Below are 18,006 nucleotides of genomic sequence, written 5' to 3' on the forward strand. Positions count from 1 at the left end.
CGCTGCTGGAAGTTGCCGATGAATACCCGTGCCCTGGTGATGTCCGTGCTGTTCGCGCTGGCGGCTACGCCCGCGCTGGCGCAGACTCAGCTACCGGGTGATGCCGCCGCCCCCGGCCTGCTGCGCATCGACGTCGATGCACGCGACCTGGCCCGGCGCATCTTCAAGGTGACCGCCACCGTGCCGGCCAAGCCCGGCCCGCTGACCCTGCTGTACCCGCAGTGGATTCCCGGCAACCATTCGCCCACCGGCCCGATCGACAAGCTGGCCGGCCTGCGTGTGACTGCCAACGGCAAGCCGCTGGCCTGGCAGCGTGACCAGTACAACGTCTATGCATTCAAGGTGAACGTGCCCGAGGGCGTGAGCGAGATCGTCGCCCACTTCGACTTCCTGTCCTCGCAGGGCGGCAGCCAGGGCCGGGTGGTGATGACCCCGGAAATGCTCAACCTGCAGTGGAACGCCAACTCGCTGTATCCGGCCGGCGTGGACGCGCGCAACCTGCAGGCGCAGGCCAGCGTGACCCTGCCCAAGGGCTGGGCCTACGCGACCGCACTGGAAACCGCACGCCGCGATGGCGACACCGTGGTGTTCAAGCCGATTTCCTATGACCACCTGGTCGATTCGCCGCTGTTTGCCGGTGAGCATCACCAGCGCATCGACCTCGACCCGGGCGCGAAGGCGCCGGTACATCTGAATGTGTTCGCCGACGATGCCAAATCGCTGAAGCCGACCGACGCGCAGCTGAAGGTGCACCGTGCGCTGGTGCAGCAGGCGGACAAGCTGTACGGCGCGCGCCACTACGACCACTACGAATTCCTGCTTGCCCTGACCGATCGCCTCGGCGGCATCGGTCTGGAGCACCATCGTTCCAGCGAGAACAGCGCCGACCCGGGCTACTTCACCGAGTGGGACAGCAACGCGTGGATGCGCGACCTGCTGCCGCATGAGTACACCCACTCGTGGAACGGCAAGTACCGTCGTGGTGCCGACCTGGCCACGGCCAACTTCAATACGCCGATGGGCGACAGCCTGTTGTGGGTGTACGAAGGGCAGACCCAGTTCTGGGGCCAGGTACTGGCCGCTCGTTCGGGGCTGTGGTCCAGCGAGCAGGCGCGCGACATGCTGGCCAATGTGGCGGCCACCTATGATCGTGGTCGCCCGGGCCTGGCTTGGCGCCCGCTGCAGGACACCACCAACGACCCGACCATCGCCCAGCGTCGCACCCTGCCGTACCGCAACTACCAGATGAGCGAGGACTACTACTCCGGCGGGCAGATGTTGTGGCTGGAGGTGGAGGGCAAGCTGCGTGGGCTGACCGGCAACCGGCGCAGCCTGGATGACTTCGCGCGTGCCTTCTTCGGCGTCGGCAACGGCGATTGGGACGTCAATCCGTACACCTTCGATGACGTAGTGGCGACCCTCAACGGCATCGCGCCGTACGACTGGGCGAGCTTCCTGCGCCAGCGCCTGGACGGGCACGGATCGCTGACCGGTGGCCTGGAACTGGCGGGCTGGAAGCTGGTCTACCGCGATGCGCCTAACGAGGCCTACAAGGCGCAGGAAAAGCGCGCGAAGGCAGCGCTGCTGGCCTACTCGCTGGGAGCGACGGTGCTCGACAGTGGCGTGGTCGGTGATGTGGTCTGGGACAGCCCGGCGTTCAATGCCGGCCTGGCACCGGGCATGAAGGTAATCGCCGTTGGTGGCCGCGAATACAGCAGCCAGCGCTTGAAGGATGCGGTGGCTGCAGCCGCCACTGACAAGGCCCCGGTCACGCTGCTGGTCAAGCAGTTCGACCGCATCGACACGATGAAGATCGACTACCACGGTGGCCTGCAGTATCCGGTGCTGGAGCGCATCGCCGGCCGCCCGGATCGCCTTGCAGAGCTGTGGAAGGCACGATGAAGCTGCGCACGCGCGATGGGTTGATCCTGGTGGTGGCCGTGCTGGCCATCATCGGCGCCTACCTGGACGGCGACGGGCGCTGGCTGCACTGGTTGGCCAAGCCGGCGACCACGCTGCTGATCGCCGCCATCGCCTGGCAGGTGCGGCCGGCGGGCGATGCGTTCTACCGGCGTGCGGTGCTGGCCGGCATGCTGTTGTCCTGTGCAGGTGATATCGCGCTGATGCTGCCGATCGACGCGTTCGTGCCAGGCCTGGTGGCCTTCCTGCTGGCGCACCTGTGCTACATCGCCGCGTTCCGTGCCGGCCTGCGCGCGGGCCGCGGATTGCTCGCTGCCTTCGTGCTGCTTGCCGCATTCGCTTCGATCAACGTCACCGGCCTGTGGCCGCATCTACCGCTGCCGATGCGCGTTCCGGTGCTGGCCTATGTCGTGGTGCTGGCGCTGATGGCAGTGCTGGCACTGGCCCGCTACTGGAAGCGGCCACGCGTCGACGCACTGGAAGCGGGCAGCGCGCGTTGGGCTGCCGCTGGCGCACTGCTGTTCGTGGCCAGTGATTCATTGCTGGCGTGGGATCGCTTCGGCGGTGGCCTGCCGATGGCCAGCCTGCTGGTGCTGTCCACCTACTACGCTGCGCAGTACGCCATCGCCCGCTCGGTGAGATAGCCCTTTTTCTACTGCAGGTTGCCCTTGGCGTCGTAGCGCAGGCGCACGGTCTGGCGGTCGCCGGCTACTTCATCCGGCAACCACACCAGCTTGCCGCCCTTGCGGATGACCACATACACATGGCCGACGTCGGCCGGCGAACGCATCAGGGCATTGCGCTGTTGCTGCAGGGCCTGCGTCACCCGTGGCACGGCATCGAAATCGATGTTGGCCAATGCAGTGCTGCTGCGGCGCAGGGTGATGGTCGGCGCGAACTGCTGCGGATTCACCGCATCGCCCTTGCGCCATTGTCCACGTTGGTAGTGATAACTATCCACGTGGCCCGGCTGCTGTGGATCGACCAGGTCGATGTCGATGCGGCCGTCGTCATGGAAGTGGATGCTGTGGAAAACGACCAGGCGTTCGCCGGCCAGTCCGGGCATCGCCTCCAGCGCCTGCCGTGCCACCTGCAGGCGCTCGCTGTCGAGCAGCAGGTTCGGCCGCGCGCGCCTTGGCAGCGGCATCGGTTCGGGCGCCGCCCGTGGCGTTGCGATGGCCGCCGTTCGCAACGGTTGTTCCCATGGGTCTTGTTGCATCGCATCCGCAGGCACGGTCGATGCGGCGCCACGCAGGGTCGCGTTGACGGTCTGCAATGCGCCGCCTGCCGTGGCGGCACCGGCCAGGGCCAGCACCACCCCGGCGAACACCAGCGGCGTGGACACGGGCCGCTTCACGCGTGCTCCATGCGCACGCTGCGGCGATCATCCGGGTCGTAGAGGATGTCGACCTGCCCGCGTGGAATGTTGGCCAGTTCGAGCAGCGCAACGAAGCGGCGCACGCTGGCCTGCTGCACGTTGCCCTCGCGGTCGAGATATTCCAGCTTGAACTCGACCTGCGGTTGTTCGTTGACGTAGGTGCCGGTCTGGCGCACGTCGAGCACCCGCGCTTCGGCGCCGATACCACGGTACTTGAGCGCTTCGCCGCGCGCGTCGATCTGCAGTGTGCCGGCCAGCAGGCGCGCCAGCAGACGCAGGCCGATCAGGTAGCCGCACAGCACCAGCGGGCAGACCAGCAGCGGATGGCCGAAGCCCAGGAACGTCCAGCCCAGTCCATCGCTCTGCAGGCGATAGACCATGACGTACGCGGCAGCGACCACGACAATGCCGATCAGGCCGCCGATGCCGCGGCGCCACAGGCTGGCGCGGTCCAGTTCCGGTTGCGATCCTGCCAGCATCAGGTTGGGCGCGGGGCCGGGTGTGGGGCTGAGCAGCACCTCCAGCTGGCTGCCCACGGTGAAGCGCTGCAGCTGTGGCTTGCTGTCGACCACGACCAGCGTTTCGGTGATCGGGGTGCCGGACAGATTGTCGAAGGCCAGCTGCAGCCGCCACTGCGCGAAGCCGCGCACCTGCACGCCGGTCTGTTCGGCCTGCTCGATGCGTGCGTTGCGTGGCGTGCCGTCGGCCAGGATGCCGCGCACACGTTGTAACGCACGGGGTGGCGCCAGCAGCAGGTAATGCAGGAAGGCGTACAGCAGCACCAGCCATAGCGTCAGCGACGTCGCCAGCAGGGCCAGTGCCAGCCAGGGCGCGCTGCGGTCGCCCGCTTCCAGCGGCCAGCTGGTGCCGAAGTAGAGCAGGCAGGGGAAGGGCAGCGCGAAGAACAGCATGAGCGCTCCCAGGAACCAGAGGTAGGCTTTCATGACTCGCCTTCGACGCCGTGGAACAGGCGGCGTAGGGTACTACGCTCAGCGGAATTGCAGGGTCAGCAGGAAGTAGCGCCCGAGTGGATCGTCCAGCCCGGGCATCTGCCCGCCGCTGCCGACCAGGTGGTTTACCGGCCGCGTATCAAGCAGGTTGTGCACGTCCAGTGCGGCAATCACGCGCGGGCTCAGCCGCCGCGCCAGATGCAGGTTCCAGCGCAGCTGCGCCGGGTTCATGCAACGGCCCTGGTCATGCTGCTCCTGCGCGCACGCTTCACCGGCCAGCCATGCGCGGGTGCGGCCGACGCGGTTGCCTCGCAGGGCGATGTCCCAGGACGGGTTCTGCCACTGTACGTTGAGGATGCCCGCGTTCGCCGGCGTGGCATGCCCGCGCAGGTCCACCGATTCGCCATGGCCGCGATCACGACGCAGCTCCTGCTGTTTCAACGCATCCAGCGAGAACAGCCACTGCCCGTTGCGGCCGGTATCCACCCGATACTCGCCGCGCAGTACCCAGTTGCGCGAGGTGGTGCGGCCGATGTTGTCGAATGACAGGCGAAGATCACGCAGGCGGCCCTGCTCATCCAGCTCCCAGGTGCCGGGATTCCACAGGGCATCACTGGGTTGCAGGGCGAGGATCTCGTTGCGCAGTTCGACGATGTTGTGGGTCAGTGACAGCGAGAACGCATCGTTGGGTGTCCAGCTGGCGGCCAGCGAGTGGCTGCGCGAGGTCTCGGCTTTCAGCCCATCGTTCTCCACCACCTCCACTTCCACCGCGCAGCCGCCATCGCGCAGCGGGCGCGCGCACGGCGGCAGGGACTCCGAGGCGGGCAGGCCATACAGGCCGAAGTAGCCCGGTGGCCGCCGGCGCTCGAAGATGCTGGGAGCGCGGTAGCCGCGGCCACTGGCCAGCAGGAACGACCAGTGCGGGCTGGGGCTCCAGCGCAGGCCGGCACGCGGCGAAAACGCAGTGTCACCGCCATCGCGGTCCAGTCGCGCGGCCACGTCCAGGCGCAGTGTCGGCGCCAACGGCAGGCCCACTTCGGCGTAAGCGGCGTTGCTCTGCCGCGACAGCCGGCGTTGCTCCATCGGCAGTCCCAGCGCCAGCTCGCCCTTGCCCAGCAGGGGATCGGGCAGCGAGGTCCAGCGCTCGCGGCGCAGATCGATACCGGTGGCCAGTTGTGCTGCACCGCCGGGCAGTGTCATCAGGGTGCGCTGCATGCCCCACCAGCCCTGCCACTGCTCGGTACGTCCGCGGTTGTGGATGGCCGGGAACAGCTCCTCTGCCAGCCCCGCCGGCAGGGTGGAAAATCCGGGCAGGAAGTCCAGCGTGCGTGCTGCTTCCAGCAGGCGTTCGCTGCGCACGGTGCCTTCGGTGCGCAGGTCCACCTGGCTGCGCTGCGCGCTGAGGCCAGCATCCCAACTGCGGCCGGCGCGCTCACGGCCCATGCCGAAACTGATGTCGCCTTCGGTGGCATGCACGCGCGGGCGCACTTCGCCGCCTTCCTGCAGGACCACGTTGAGGATCGCGCCACGGCTGAAATTGAGGGCGACGGCGGTCGGGCCCAGCTCGAAACGCTGGCGGTTGTGGCTGGCGCGTGCTTCCACGTAGGCGTAGCGTCCGTCACCGCGCTCGTGGCGATAACGCAGGTAGCCGGACAGCGTTTCCGACGCCGGTTGCAGCGAGCGCGGGCGCGCGTTGTCGAACCAGCAACCGTCGTCTTCGCTCTGCAATGGCGGATGGCACTGCGTGGCCGGGTAGTAATCACCGTTGGGCATGATCAGCCCGATCGGGTACAGCGAGGTTTCCGCATGCCAGTCGCGCTGGTCACCGGCCACATGCTGCAGGCGATGCAGATCGATGCCGGCGAACCAGCGGTCGCCGCCTTCGCGCACGCCGCCCGTGGCCGCCTGCAGCCGGTACTGATCGCCATCGCCACGGCTGCTGACACCCGATTGCAGCGTCGCTTCCGGTCCCTCGGCCTGGTCACGCAGAATGATGTTGACCACGCCGGACATCGCATCGGCGCCGTAGATGGCCGAAGCACCGCCACGCACCAGCTCGATGCGCTCGACGAAGCTGAGCGGAATGCCTCCCAGATCGGTCAGCCCGCCTTCTTCCAGCGACACCATCGGATACCGCGGCAGGCGCCGGCCGTTGACCAGGAACAGGGTTGCGCGCGGGCCCATGCCGTCCAGGCTGGTGGTGGCGGCCGCGCCGACCGGCAGGTACAGCGAGTCGCCGCTGCGCGAGGTGCTCAATGGCGGATGGCCGTTCATGCCGGGCAGGTGGCGCAGCAGGTCGAACAACGTGCCGTAGCCGCTGCGCAGGATGTCTTCGCGATCGATCACCGTTACCGGCAGCGTGGTCTGCACGGAGGTGCGCGGCAAGCGGCTGCCGGTGACATGGATCGGCGCCAGTTCCACCTGCACCGGCTTGGCTGGCGCGGGCGGCGGTGGCCGCCGTACCGGCTGCGCGACCACTGCGGGAGGGGCAGCGTGCCGGCGGACCACGAATCCGCCGCTGGGGGTCTGCAGGATGTTCACCGGCATGCCGGCGACCAGCTGCTTCAGTGCGGCGGCCGGCGCCAGCGAGCCGGCGACGCCGCCGGTGCGCAGGCCAGTCAGTTCACGTGCGTCGAACACCAGGGCAATGCCACTCTGGCGTGCCCATTGCTGCAGGGCCGGCGGCAGGGCGCCGGGAGCGATCCGGTAGTCGATCTGTCTGACGGCTTCTGCTGACGCCGCCGTTGCCGCCACACCGGGCACCAGCACAACGCACAACAGGGCCTGCAGCAGACCCCAGCGCAGCACGTCCCACCGAAGCACGTCCCAACGAAGCACACCAGGCGCCGGCATCGGCCGCCGCCTCAGTAGGTGCGGCGCAGTTCCAGCGCGCCATCCGAGCGCGGCTGGCCAGCAATGGACCACCCCAGTTCCAGGGCGGAAAGCAGTTCATGCGCGTCGCCTGCACGGAAGGTGCCGCTGACCGCGAGGTCGGCGATATCCGGGTCGGCGACCACCAGTGGCGTGCTGCCATAGCGGTTCATGCGCTCGACCACAGTGGCCAGGGGCGTGCCGTCGAACACCAGCTTGCCCTGCGGCCAAGCCTCGGCGGCGGCAGTCGAGGACAGCTGCGGGCCGGGTTGGATCTTGCCGGAGGCCAGGACCTGCAGCTGCTGGCCCGGCGAGAGCGTGTGCTGCGCGCTGCCACTGGTGACTTCCACCACGCCTTCCAGCAGCGCGACCTCGACCCGGCCGTCAGCCAGGCGTTCAACCTGGAAGGTGGTGCCGATATCGCGGATCGAGCTGCCGCCGGCCTGCACCCGCAGCGAGCGCGATGACGGTTCGACCTGCAGCTGGATGCGACCGTGTTCCAGCGCCAGTTCGCGCTTGCGCCAGCCGAAGCGTGCGGTCAGCGTGGTGCCTGCGTCGAGCGTGGCGATGCTGCCATCGGCCAGGGTGCGCTGCTGTGGCAGCAGGCCGGCGTTGGCGTAGGTCAGCGGTGTGGGATTGCCATCGGTGTACAGCATCCAGCCCAGGCCAACGGCCAGGCACACGCCTGCAGCGGCGGCGACACCGGGCAGCCAACGCCGCTGCGGCCGGCGTGCCGCACGCGCGGCGGCGGTGCGCAGCCACGGGTCGCTGGCCAGGCCGGCGCTGCGCTGGTGCAGCTTCTCGGCCTGCACCCACGCGCTGACATGTGCCGGATCCTCGGCCAACCAGTCCTCGAAGGACTGCCGTTCTTCGGCGCTGCAGTCGGGGGCGTCCAGCCGGGCTACCCAGGCGCTTGCGTGTTCAAAAAGCAACGTGTCATCCCTGTTGTCGTTGCGGATCATTCGGCATCTCCATCATTGTGGAGAGGATCGGGGCCCAGCTCCTTGCGCAGGCCCTGCAATGCACGGGCAATGTGTTTTTCCACGGTCTTGGCGGTGATGCCGCAATGCCGGGCGATCTGTGTATAGCTCATCCCGGTGATGCGGTTGAGCAGATACACCTCGCGGGCACGTTCGGGCAGCTTGAACAGTGCCTGGCGCAGCAGGGCGAGCATCTGCCCGGATTCTGCCTGACGCAGCGGATCAGGAGAAGCACTGGCGGCTTCTTCGTTTCCGTCGCGTTCGGTCAGCGACAGGTGGTTGCGCGATTGTGGCGAGCGCCCGCGGTCTGCCAGGCGGTTGCGGGCGATGCGGTACAGCAGCAGCCGCAGCTCCTCGGTGCCGTGAGCGCGGTAGCGGATCAGGCGCTCCATGCAGTCCTGGGCGATGTCCTCGGCATCCTCGGGGCCGACACCGCGGGCGCGCAGGAAAGCGCACAGCGGCGCGCGTTCCTCGCGCACGAATGCGATGAAGGCATCCGGAACCCCGGGCAGATCCGGCGCAGGACGGAGCAAAGGGGAGGGCGCGGACAGGGGAGGGCCTCGGACGACGATGACGGACGCGTCACCGAGTTTTACGCGACGGTGACCGGATGGGGAAGCCCACGTTTCTTCCGTATTTCCATTGTGAATGCATTCATGTTTTTTCTCGCCGTCGACTGGGGGCGTCGAGCCCGCTGCTGCGTTCTGCTTTCGACCCGCGTGGTGCGGGCGGAGAGAGAGAACGCAATGAAGCATTCGAAGTTGAGCATCGCCCTGGCAGGCCTGGTGGGTATCGCGACCCTGGGCCAGATGGATGACGTCATGGCAATGAATTATCACGTGCAGGGCGATCGCGTCGTGCTGAGTGGCGGTGTCACCGTCGCCGACGTCGTCGCGCTGCCGGCGCTGCTGGCCAAAGCGCAGGCCGAAGGCCGCCCGATCCGCGAAGTCGTGCTGCGCACCTCCAATGGTGGCGCGCTGATCGCGGGTGAGTGGCTGCAGGGCGTGATCCGCACCAACGGCCTGAATACCATCGTGTCCGGCCACTGCATCTCGTCCTGCTCGATCATGCAGTCCGGTGGCGTCGAACGTTACCTGGCCGGCGACCTGCCGCTGGTCGACTCGGTGCAGATCCACGCTGCCAGCAACAGTGGCAAGGTGATCTACACGCCGTCGCCGCGGATGACCGAGATCTACACCGGCAACTACGGCGGCGGCATGGATGCCGGCCTGCTGCACAAGGCCATGTACGAGGTGGTGCAGCCCAACGGCCTGCTGGTGTTCCGCGACCCGGCCCGGACCACCGGCGCTTCGGTCAGCTTCGATCCCGATGGCAGCGGCCGCAGGCTGGAGACCTTCCCCGGCCAGGACATCTACAGCAACAACATCATCACCGCCGCCGGTTACCGCGATCCGGGCGATACCCTGACGGTCACCGGTAATGTCAGCGGCGACATCAATCCAGGCTACCTGCGCACTGCGCGCCAGCTGCAGGCGTTCGTCGATGACGACTTCGCGCGCTGGAACGATACCGACTTCGCCACCACGTACATCAACTATGCGGTGAACATCTACAACCGCTCCAGCGCCGGCCCGAACGGCATCGGCCCGGCTTCGGTGCAGGATTACCTCAACGATCCGGGTACACAGCAGCTCCTTCTGGGCCAGCTGCGCCTGGATGAACTGGACGCTTCCACGCTGGGCAATTCGGCTGGCGTGATCCGCGTCGCCAAGGGCGGCACCTGGCGCACCGCCGAAACCACCGGCGCCGATTTCATGCTGGTGGAGAACGGCACCATCGCCCTGGAAGGCGGCGCGTTGCGCACGCCGGAGCTGCGCGTACTGGCGGCCGGCATGGTGGTCGGCCACGGCGACATCGCCTCGGTTGCCACCGACTCGAGCGCACTGCTCAATGGCACCGGCCCGTCGTACCGCGAGGATGGCTTCAACCGCCTGCGCGTGTACGGCACCCTGATGCCGCGTGGTGGTGACCTGGTTACCCATGGCTACGTCAACATCATGCCGGGCGGCAAGGTGCTGTTCGACGTGACTGAAGCCGGCGGCTCCGAGGCCGGGCGCCTGCGTGTGGGCGACTTCTACGACAGCGGCGCCAACGAGGGTGCGCTGGTCATCTCGCCGGGCGCCCACCTTGAACTGAACGTGGCGCAGGGCTTCTACGCCGGCAACTACCAGCGTGAGCTGGTGAGCGGCCCGATCTACCAGGGCGGTTTCACCGATGCGGTGCGCCTGGGTGACACCGGCTATACGGCCAGCATCACCGACGGCGAGGTGTTCCGGCCGCGCCACAATTCGCTGCTGAGCTTCAACATCAACCAGACCGCCGAGGGCCTGTCGCTGACCGCCAACCCCGGCTTCGACCAGCTCGCGCAGCTTACCGGCAACAATGGCAACGATGGACTCGGTCGCGCGCTGGCCACTGCCGGCCAGCGCCAGGATGCCGGGCTGAAGCCGCTGCTGGGGGCGCTGCAGTTCGCTGACCGCGATGTGATCGCCCAGCAGGCCGGTGCACTGCGCGGTGATGGCCATGCCAGCCTGCGCCTGGCCGACAGCGCGCTGGTTGGCAGCATCGGCAGCGTGGTGCAGCAGCACCAGGCCGCACGGCGCAGCGGCAGCGGTGATGCCGGTGGTTTGGCCGCACAGGCCGCGCAGGCGGCGTCGGCGCAGCCGGGCATGGCCAATGGCAGCCTGTTCAACCAGTTGGCGATGCATCTGGTGGAGCCGGCGGGGACGGGCGGTGGCAGCACCAACTTCGCCGGCGAAGCGCCGCGCAGCCACGGCCTCTGGGGCCGGGGCTTCGGCAGCCATGGCCGCATCGATGGCGAGGGCGGCGTGGCCGGCCTGAGCCATACCGTCGGCGGCATCGTGCTCGGTGCCGATACGCAGCTGGCCGATGACCGGGTGACGCTGGGCGTCAGCGTTGCCGCCGCGGACATGTCGACCAAGGGCCGCGATGGTTCCGGTTTCAGCGGCGACGTGCGCGCGCTGGATGTGGGCGGCTACCTGGATGCCACCTACTCGCGTGGCTACCTGTCGGCCTCGGTGCGCTATACCGATCTGCGCCACGACACCCGCCGCAGCATCGATGGCATCGACGGCCTGCAGGGTCCGTTGCGTGCCAAGTACAACAACGATGCGATCTCGGCCCGGCTGGAGCACGGCTTCTCGTTCACCACCGCCAAGGGCGTAGTGATCCAGCCGCTGCTGCCGGTGGTCGATTACGCGCGCACCTCGGCCACCCGTTTCAATGAAGGGCAGGGTGCCGGCGCACTGGTGGGGCGTGGTGACAGCCTGGAAAGCATCCGCGTTGGTGCGGGCCTGCAGGTGTTCAAGACCTTCGAAGGCAACAACGGCGAGCGCATCACCCCGCGCGCGCGCGTTGTCTGGCAGAAGGAACTGGGCGACACCCAGGCCCGTTACAGCACCGGCTTCGCCGCGGCGCCGGACCTGGTGTTCGGTGCCAGCAGCCAGACCGTGGGCGAGCAGGTGCTGGCCTGGAACCTGGGTGTGACCAGCCGCGCCACCGATCGCCTGTCGGTGATGGTCGACTACGTGGGCGAGCGCCGCGACGGCCAGCTGCAGAACGGCGTGATGCTGGGCCTGGGCTATACGTTCTAAGGCAGTACCGGCACCGGCGGCCGTCGCGCCGCCGGTGCCATCCCCATCGGGGTGCGGGTGCGCTATGGTCGTGGCGGATTTCCGCGCAGACCTTGCCATGCAGATCGCCGTTTTCAGTGCCCGTCCCTACGACCGCCGCTTTCTCGAGGAAGCCAACCAGCGCGAGGGGGCAGGGCAGGATTTCCAGTTCGTGTACTTCGACGCGGCGCTGGACGTGCACACCGCCGCGCTGGCACAGGACTGCGCCGCCGTCTGCGTGTTCGTCAACGACAGGCTCGATGCACCGGTGCTGCAGACCCTGCATGCACTGGGCGTACGCGCGGTGCTGCTGCGCTGTGCCGGCTTCAACAATGTGGACTTGGCCAGCGCGAATGCGCTCGGCCTGTTCGTCGCCCGCGTGCCGGCCTACTCGCCGGAAGCGGTGGCCGAGCACGCACTGGCGCTGGTGATGACCCTCAACCGGCACACCCATCGCGCCTACAACCGCGTGCGTGAGGGCAACTTCATGCTCGATGGCCTGCTCGGCCGCACCCTGCATGGCAAGACCGTGGGCATCGTCGGTACTGGCAAGATCGGGTTGGCCACCGCGCGCATCTTCCGCGGCATGGGCTGCACCGTGCTGGGGCACGATCCGTATCCTTCGCGGGCTTTCGCCGAAATCGGCGCGAAGGTTGAACTGGACGAGCTGCTCTCGCGCTCGGACATTGTCTCGCTGCATTGCCCGTTGACCCCGGATACCCAGCACCTGATCGACGACGCCTCGCTGGCGCGGATGAAGCCCGGCGCGATGCTGGTCAACACCTCGCGTGGCGGCCTGGTCGATACCCAAGCGGTGATCCGCGCGCTGAAGTCGCGCCGGCTGGGCCACCTGGCCATCGACGTCTACGAGCAGGAAAGCGCGCTGTTCTTCCAGGACCTGTCCGGCGAGATCATCGACGATGAGGCGTTCCAGCGCCTGATGACCTTCCCCAACGTGCTGGTGACCGGCCACCAGGGCTTCTTCACCGTGGAGGCGCTGCAGGAGATCTCGGCGATCACGCTGGGCAACTTGGCCGATTTCGCGGCGGGGCGGGAGTGCGGCAACCGGGTAGCGGCGGGTTGAGGGGCCGGGCGGGTGGGCGTTTGACGGCAATCGTCACGACCGGATTGACCGCAGGGGCAGGGCGACCGTAAAATCGCTAGCTTCGCCGGAATAGCTCAGTTGGTAGAGCGGCGCATTCGTAATGCGTAGGTCGTAGGTTCGATTCCTATTTCCGGCACCAGTTTCAGCAAAAGCCCCGGCCTTGGCCGGGGCTTTTTGTTTGGGCGGCACGGTTCTCCGTCGGCCCTCGCCCCTGGGCCCTTCAGCTCTGCCTATAATCGGCCGCGCAGATCACCTGCACTGGTTCACCCGCACGGAGGCTTCCCATCATGTCCATTGCTGCAATCCCCGATGTTTCGCTGGTCGACAACAGTGAGCAGCGCACGCCGCTGATCCTGGTGCTGGACTGTTCCGGCAGCATGAGTGGTGGCCCCATCGAGCAGTTGAACGCGGGCCTGAAGCTGCTGGAGCAGGAGCTGAAAGCCGATGTGATCGCGGCCAAGCGTGTGCGCGTGCTGCTGGTCGAGTACGGCGGCATGGACAACGCGGCCATCAGCGGTGACTGGTGCGATGCGATGGATTTCACCGCGCCCACGTTGTCGGCCAATGGCACCACGCCGACCGGTGCGGCCGTGGAAGTGGCGCTGCAGGAGATTGAAGACGAGAAGGCGCGCTTCCGCCAGGCCGGCGTTGCCTACACCCGGCCGTGGCTGTTCCTGATGTCCGATGGCCAGCCCACGGACGCCTGGGAAGCGGTGGCCGAGCAGTGCCGCGAGGCCGAGCAGCAGAACAAGGTGGCGGTGTTCCCGATCGCTGTCGGCAATGCTGACATGAGCGTGCTGGGTCAGTTCAGCCGCAATGGCGAGCGCGGCGTGAAGCGCCTGCAGGGCCTGCAGTTCAAGGAACTGTTCCTGTGGCTGAGCGCGAGCATGCGGGTGGTCTCCAATTCGACGCCCGGTGGCCAGGTGCAATTGCCGGCCACCGACAGCTGGTCACAAGTGCCGGTCTGACCATGGCCTGGCGCGTGATGGCCGCATCGGCCACGGGACGGTCCCATCTGGACCGCGGGCAGCCCTGCCAGGACGCCTATGCGTCGGTGCAGGTGGGGCAGACATTGGTCGCGGTGGTCTGCGATGGCGCAGGCTCCGCATCGCACAGCGACGTGGGCGCCCGGCACGTTTCCAGCAGCGTGGCGGCGTCGGTTACCGGGTCCGCGCAGCTCGGCGCCGATCCACTGGCACTGCCGGTGGACACGCTGCGCAGCATCATCGAAACCGCTGTCGACGATGCGCGCGGGCAGCTGGCGATGCTTGCGCTGAGCCAGGGCCTGAAGCTATCCGACCATGCCTGCACGCTGGTAGGGGCGGTCGCTACGCGCGATGGCGGCTGGTTCTTCCATGTCGGCGATGGCGTGGCCGCGTGTGCGTTCAGCAATGAATCGCCCGATGCGGTATCGCTGCCTGCCAATGGCGAGTACGCCAACGAAACCTGGTTCGTGACCGGCGGCAACTGGCGCGAGCAGCTGCGGTTGACCCGCTTCGAAGGGACCATCGATGCGCTGGTGCTGATGTCCGACGGCGTGCAGCCGTTTGCGATGTCGCGCGCGGGCGACAGCCTGTTCCAACCGTTCATCGCACCGGTGATCCGTTATCTGGCCGGCGTGGACGAGACCCACGGCAGCCAGGCGTTGCACGCGACGCTGGCCGACCCGCGCACCGATCAGATCACCGGCGACGACAAGACGTTGCTGGTCGCGCTGCCGGCCTGAGCACATGCCCGGGCGCAGCGGCGAAAAGGTCTACGACGCGCAGCGCAGGCCGCTCACCCTGGAGCGGCTGCTCAAGAGTGGCGGTGCGGGCAGCGTGTTCACCCTCAAGGAGCGGCCGCGCGAAGTGGCCAAGCTCTACCATTCGGACAAGGACGCGCGCGTCTACGAGCGCAAGCTGCAGGCGATGCTGGAGCTGCAGCCGGACCTGCCGCCGATGGAAGGGCAGGGGGCCGACCAGGTACAGATTGCCTGGCCGATGACCCTGCTGCGGGATCGCAGTGGGCGTTTCATCGGCTTCACCATGCCGATCCTGGATCTGTCGGCCACCAGCGATCTGGAACATGTGCTGCAGGAGCGGCAGGCGCGCGCCGAGGGGCTGCCTACCGGATTGGGCGCGAAGATGACCCTGGCCGCCAACCTGGCGGTGATGCTGGCCGCGCTGCACCGGCGGCAGCACTATGTGGTCGACCTCAAGCCGCTGAACGTGCGGTTCTATCGCAGCACCTTGTTCATCGCGATGCTCGATTGCGATGGTTTCAGCATCCAGGGCAAGGGCGAGCGCTTTCCGGCCGGCCAGGTCACCACCGACTATCTGGCGTCCGAGTTCCAGCAGCCGGGGGTGAAGCCGGGGCAGGAGGAGGCGCAGGATCGCTTCGCGCTGGCGGTGATGGTGTTCCAGCTGCTCAATTCCGGCCTGCATCCGTATGCGGGCCGGCCGCAGGGGGCGACGGTGCCCAGTGACCTGCCGGCACGCATCGCCGCCAACCTGTACCCCTACGCGCGTGGCAAGCCGCATCCGCGGATGCTGCCCTCGCCGGTCAGCGGCCATGAGATGTTTCCGCCGGCGCTGCGCGACATGTTTGATCGTGCGTTCTCGGCGCAGGCGCGGCGGAGGCCTTCGGCGCAGGAATGGGCCACGCTGCTGCTGGACTACGCACGGCGCAACGCCGGTCAGCTGGTGGCGTGCGGCAAGGATGCGGCCCACCAGCATTTTGTCGGCATGCCCTGTGCCGCCTGCGCCCGCGCCGAACTGCTGGCCGGCAGCGCACGCGCGGCGCAGACCCGCACGCGGCAGAAGCCGAACAAGGCCCGCAAGCAGCGTGCACGCACCGCCGCGCGCGTCGCCCAGGCGCAGCCGGTCGCCGCGCAGGCGTCGGCGGCCAGCGGCGTTCCCGGCGTGATGTCGCGGGTGACGATGGCGGTGATCGGCACGCTGCTGCTGGGCTGGGTGATGGGCTGGGGCATGCCGGCCTACCGCCGCTACAGCGCGCTGGTGGACCCGGGCATCTGGGATGGCGTGGGGCTGGCCGTGCAGATGGCCATGCTGGCGATCGCGATCCTGCTGTTCATCCTGTTCGTGCCGATGCTGATCATGAGCAAGCGCCCATGAAGCTGCTGGGTGTACTGGCCGTGCTGTTGCTGGCGCTGATCGGGATGGCGCCGTTCTGGGGCGACCTCGGCGTGCTGGTCTACAGCTCGATCGGCTGGCTCGGACGAGTGCTGTCGAGCGGCGTGTTGAGTGATGGCAGGGCGGCGTTGCGTGCTGCGCTGCTGATCGGCGGAGCGGTGTCGGTGCTGTCATTCCTGCGCGTAGCGGTGCAGGACCGGGCCGTGGACTATCTGATCGCGTCGGTGATGTTCGGCTTCCTCTCTTTCGTCGTCTTTATCGTCACCGGCATTTCCGGGAATGGCGCTACGGGCGCAGGAAGCGGTCAACAGGGGCCGAGCTCGGTACTGGTCGGCGAGGATCGCACTACGGTTCCGCGCTGGTACTCGCGCGGTCATTTCGAGCGGGAAATGCTCAACAAGGTGCACGAAACCGCGCGCACTGCCGCCCGTGGCGATCTGCCGCGTACGCAGGCGCTGATGCAGGAGCTGGATCTGTGGGCGCGCAATGGCCCCGTGCTGCGCGAAGACCGCACCGAGTACGAGCGCCTGCGCGCGGCGTACAACGAGACCATCGAGACCCTTGCCGCCCGGTCCGGCCGCCGCACGCAAAGGACGGCGGGGCTGGCCAGCGATGCGGGCGCGATGGTGGACCGGCTGACGGCAGAGGAAGCGCGCGAGCTGGAGCTGAAGCAGGTCGAGCTGCTGCAGCAGATGTGGAAGCTCTCGCCATCGAGCACCTCGGTTGCGATGCGCCTGCTGGCGACGGATCTGCAGGAGCTGGCGATCCGCTCACGGTGGTCGCCCCGCAAGCCGTTCGACCGTGAGGGCGACGCGGCACTGGAAGAGCGCCTGTGGCGCATCCACGGCACGCAGGAGGTGTTGTTTGCCTATGCACCGCTGGAGGAGCGTCTGTGGAATGCCTACGCTTCGACGATGGTCGACACGGACGAAGAGCTGGCGCTGGGCGCGCTGGTGATTGCCGGACTGATCGACCGCAGTGACAAGAACGCTTCGTCCGATCCCGCCCGGTTCGACGTGAACACGCTGCTGCTTGGCAGCGACGTGTTCATGCTCTCGACGCTGCTGGCCAGTGCGTCCGAAGACCGCATGGAGATCCTGACGGCGCGCGCGACACTGCTGCTGGGCGATGACGATCGGCAGGCGAAGGCAGGCAAAGGCAATGCGCCGGACGCCGCCGACACCGCCGCAGACCCCGCTGGCCCGGCGGTGTCGGAGCCTTCGCCGCCGGCGGTCCCGAAAGCGGACACCGCCAGGCAGGCGCAACGCGCGATGCCGCCAGCGGGGATGCTGGTCGATCGCAAGGGCCTGGCGTTGCGTACGTCACCCTCTCTGCCGCCGTCGTCGCCACCAGCAGAGTATGGGCAGGTGCTGGTCGACCTGCCCGCCGCCGGCTTCAAGGACCTGCGCCATGGCATCCCGCTGCGCGCACCTGTGGAGGCCGACACCATGGTGACCCTGCAGGTGGATGTCTGGCAGACCGGCGTGGTTACGGCGGTGCTGGTGGAAGGCAGCAGTGGCAGCGCCCAGCTGGATGAGGCCGCGCGCCGGGGCGCACGCACCTGGCTCAGCGCGTCGAAGGTGCCCACAGGCGGCGAGCGCAGGCAGGTGACGGTCGTGTTCAAAGCGCCTGTCGCCGCCACGCCGCCAGCGGTGACCGTGGACGCACCAGCGCCGACGGCCATGGACCCGCCGCCGCCGCAGCTGGACCCCGAGCAGGCGTTGGGCGCGCAGTTGGCGGCGATGACGCGCCGTCATCCCCCGCGTTATCCGCGTGGTGACGGGGAGACGGTGCTGGAAGGCAGCGTCGAGCTGCTGATCACCATGTCAGCTGAGGGACGCGTGCTCGATGTGACCGTGGACCGCAGCAGCGGACATCCTGCGCTGGATCGCGCCGCCCGTGAGGCTGCACTGCAATGGCACGTCACCCCCCGGCGGCCGGTGACCACGGTCAAGCAGATAACCCTGCGTCTCCCGGTGCAGTTCCAGGGCGGCTGACGGATCAGCCCGGGACGC

General features: G+C 67.9%; 13 protein-coding genes and 1 tRNA gene. 9 read left to right on the top strand and 5 right to left on the bottom strand.

From position 1 onward, the window contains the following. The first annotated feature begins 18 nt into the window (after positions 1-18). Positions 19-1,902: a M61 family metallopeptidase gene (locus tag BW38_RS12295; RefSeq protein ID WP_032975975.1), complete on the top strand. Its 1,884-nt coding sequence runs from the start codon at positions 19-21 to the stop codon at positions 1,900-1,902. Next, positions 1,899-2,564: a lysoplasmalogenase gene (locus BW38_RS12290; RefSeq protein WP_032975977.1), complete on the top strand. Its 666-nt coding sequence runs from the start codon at positions 1,899-1,901 to the stop codon at positions 2,562-2,564. Before BW38_RS12295 ends, BW38_RS12290 begins: the two co-directional genes overlap by 4 nt. 8 nt (positions 2,565-2,572) lie before the next feature. On the opposite strand, the gene BW38_RS12285 is transcribed toward BW38_RS12290, so the two are convergent. From BW38_RS12285 to BW38_RS12265, 5 genes are read right to left on the bottom strand one after another with little or no spacing between them, the layout of a single operon-like run. Continuing rightward, entirely contained in the window at positions 2,573-3,277 is a 705-nt protein-coding gene (locus BW38_RS12285) for a hypothetical protein (protein WP_032975978.1), read from the bottom strand. Continuing rightward, entirely contained in the window at positions 3,274-4,242 is a 969-nt protein-coding gene (locus BW38_RS12280) for a hypothetical protein (RefSeq protein WP_032975981.1), read from the bottom strand. Before BW38_RS12280 ends, BW38_RS12285 begins: the two co-directional genes overlap by 4 nt. Before the next feature lie 45 nt (positions 4,243-4,287). Further along, positions 4,288-7,101 carry a TonB-dependent receptor gene (locus BW38_RS12275; protein WP_051584966.1) on the bottom strand — a complete coding sequence of 938 codons (2,814 nt, stop codon included), beginning with the start codon at positions 7,099-7,101 and terminating at the stop codon, positions 4,288-4,290. Positions 7,102-7,112: 11 nt separating this feature from the next. Next, positions 7,113-8,081: a FecR domain-containing protein gene (locus BW38_RS12270; protein WP_032975982.1), complete on the bottom strand. Its 969-nt coding sequence runs from the start codon at positions 8,079-8,081 to the stop codon at positions 7,113-7,115. Continuing rightward, positions 8,078-8,578 (bottom strand): sigma-70 family RNA polymerase sigma factor, encoded by a 501-nt coding sequence (locus BW38_RS12265; protein WP_080149532.1) that lies wholly within the window; start codon positions 8,576-8,578, stop codon positions 8,078-8,080. Before BW38_RS12265 ends, BW38_RS12270 begins: the two co-directional genes overlap by 4 nt. A 267-nt stretch (positions 8,579-8,845) precedes the next feature. Here BW38_RS12265 and BW38_RS12260 point away from each other — a divergent pair, with 267 nt between their 5' ends. The 7 genes from BW38_RS12260 (at position 8,846) to BW38_RS12235 (ending at position 17,988) form a co-directional block, all read left to right on the top strand. Beyond that, entirely contained in the window at positions 8,846-11,734 is a 2,889-nt protein-coding gene (locus BW38_RS12260) for an autotransporter outer membrane beta-barrel domain-containing protein (protein ID WP_032975983.1), read from the top strand. A gap of 97 nt (positions 11,735-11,831) precedes the next feature. Next, positions 11,832-12,836, top strand: a complete 1,005-nt coding sequence (locus tag BW38_RS12255; protein WP_032976066.1) for a 2-hydroxyacid dehydrogenase — start codon at positions 11,832-11,834, stop codon at positions 12,834-12,836. An 84-nt stretch (positions 12,837-12,920) separates the two neighbouring features. Further along, a tRNA-Thr gene (locus BW38_RS12250) sits at positions 12,921-12,996 on the top strand. Between the two features lie 148 nt (positions 12,997-13,144). Then, entirely contained in the window at positions 13,145-13,825 is a 681-nt protein-coding gene (locus BW38_RS12245; protein ID WP_051584968.1) for a VWA domain-containing protein, read from the top strand. 2 nt (positions 13,826-13,827) lie between these two features. Further along, positions 13,828-14,583: a PP2C family serine/threonine-protein phosphatase gene (locus tag BW38_RS12240; RefSeq protein ID WP_032975985.1), complete on the top strand. Its 756-nt coding sequence runs from the start codon at positions 13,828-13,830 to the stop codon at positions 14,581-14,583. A 4-nt stretch (positions 14,584-14,587) separates the two neighbouring features. Beyond that, positions 14,588-15,973, top strand: coding sequence for a hypothetical protein (locus BW38_RS21935; RefSeq protein ID WP_051584969.1), 1,386 nt, complete (start codon positions 14,588-14,590; stop codon positions 15,971-15,973). Further along, a complete protein-coding gene (locus BW38_RS12235) occupies positions 15,970-17,988 on the top strand; it encodes an energy transducer TonB (protein ID WP_032975987.1) in 2,019 nt (672 codons plus the stop codon). Before BW38_RS21935 ends, BW38_RS12235 begins: the two co-directional genes overlap by 4 nt. Positions 17,989-18,006: the final 18 nt, after the last annotated feature.

Origin of the sequence: Stenotrophomonas sp. RIT309, from assembly GCF_000632045.1 — a bacterium.
GTDB classification, from domain to species: domain Bacteria; phylum Pseudomonadota; class Gammaproteobacteria; order Xanthomonadales; family Xanthomonadaceae; genus Stenotrophomonas; species Stenotrophomonas indicatrix.

Bases quoted from the DNA above. Each gene is read 5' to 3' on its own strand.
- BW38_RS12255 (WP_032976066.1), top strand. From the start codon at position 11,832: ATGCAGATCGCCGTTTTCAGTGCCCGTCCCTACGACCGCCGCTTTCTC.
- BW38_RS21935 (WP_051584969.1), top strand. From the start codon at position 14,588: ATGCCCGGGCGCAGCGGCGAAAAGGTCTACGACGCGCAGCGCAGGCCG.
- BW38_RS12235 (WP_032975987.1), top strand. From the start codon at position 15,970: ATGAAGCTGCTGGGTGTACTGGCCGTGCTGTTGCTGGCGCTGATCGGG.
- BW38_RS12260 (WP_032975983.1), top strand. From the start codon at position 8,846: ATGAAGCATTCGAAGTTGAGCATCGCCCTGGCAGGCCTGGTGGGTATC.
- BW38_RS12275 (WP_051584966.1), bottom strand. From the start codon at position 7,101: ATGCCGGCGCCTGGTGTGCTTCGTTGGGACGTGCTTCGGTGGGACGTG.
- BW38_RS12270 (WP_032975982.1), bottom strand. From the start codon at position 8,081: ATGATCCGCAACGACAACAGGGATGACACGTTGCTTTTTGAACACGCA.
- BW38_RS12280 (WP_032975981.1), bottom strand. From the start codon at position 4,242: ATGAAAGCCTACCTCTGGTTCCTGGGAGCGCTCATGCTGTTCTTCGCG.
- BW38_RS12290 (WP_032975977.1), top strand. From the start codon at position 1,899: ATGAAGCTGCGCACGCGCGATGGGTTGATCCTGGTGGTGGCCGTGCTG.
- BW38_RS12240 (WP_032975985.1), top strand. From the start codon at position 13,828: ATGGCCTGGCGCGTGATGGCCGCATCGGCCACGGGACGGTCCCATCTG.
- BW38_RS12245 (WP_051584968.1), top strand. From the start codon at position 13,145: ATGTCCATTGCTGCAATCCCCGATGTTTCGCTGGTCGACAACAGTGAG.
- BW38_RS12295 (WP_032975975.1), top strand. From the start codon at position 19: ATGAATACCCGTGCCCTGGTGATGTCCGTGCTGTTCGCGCTGGCGGCT.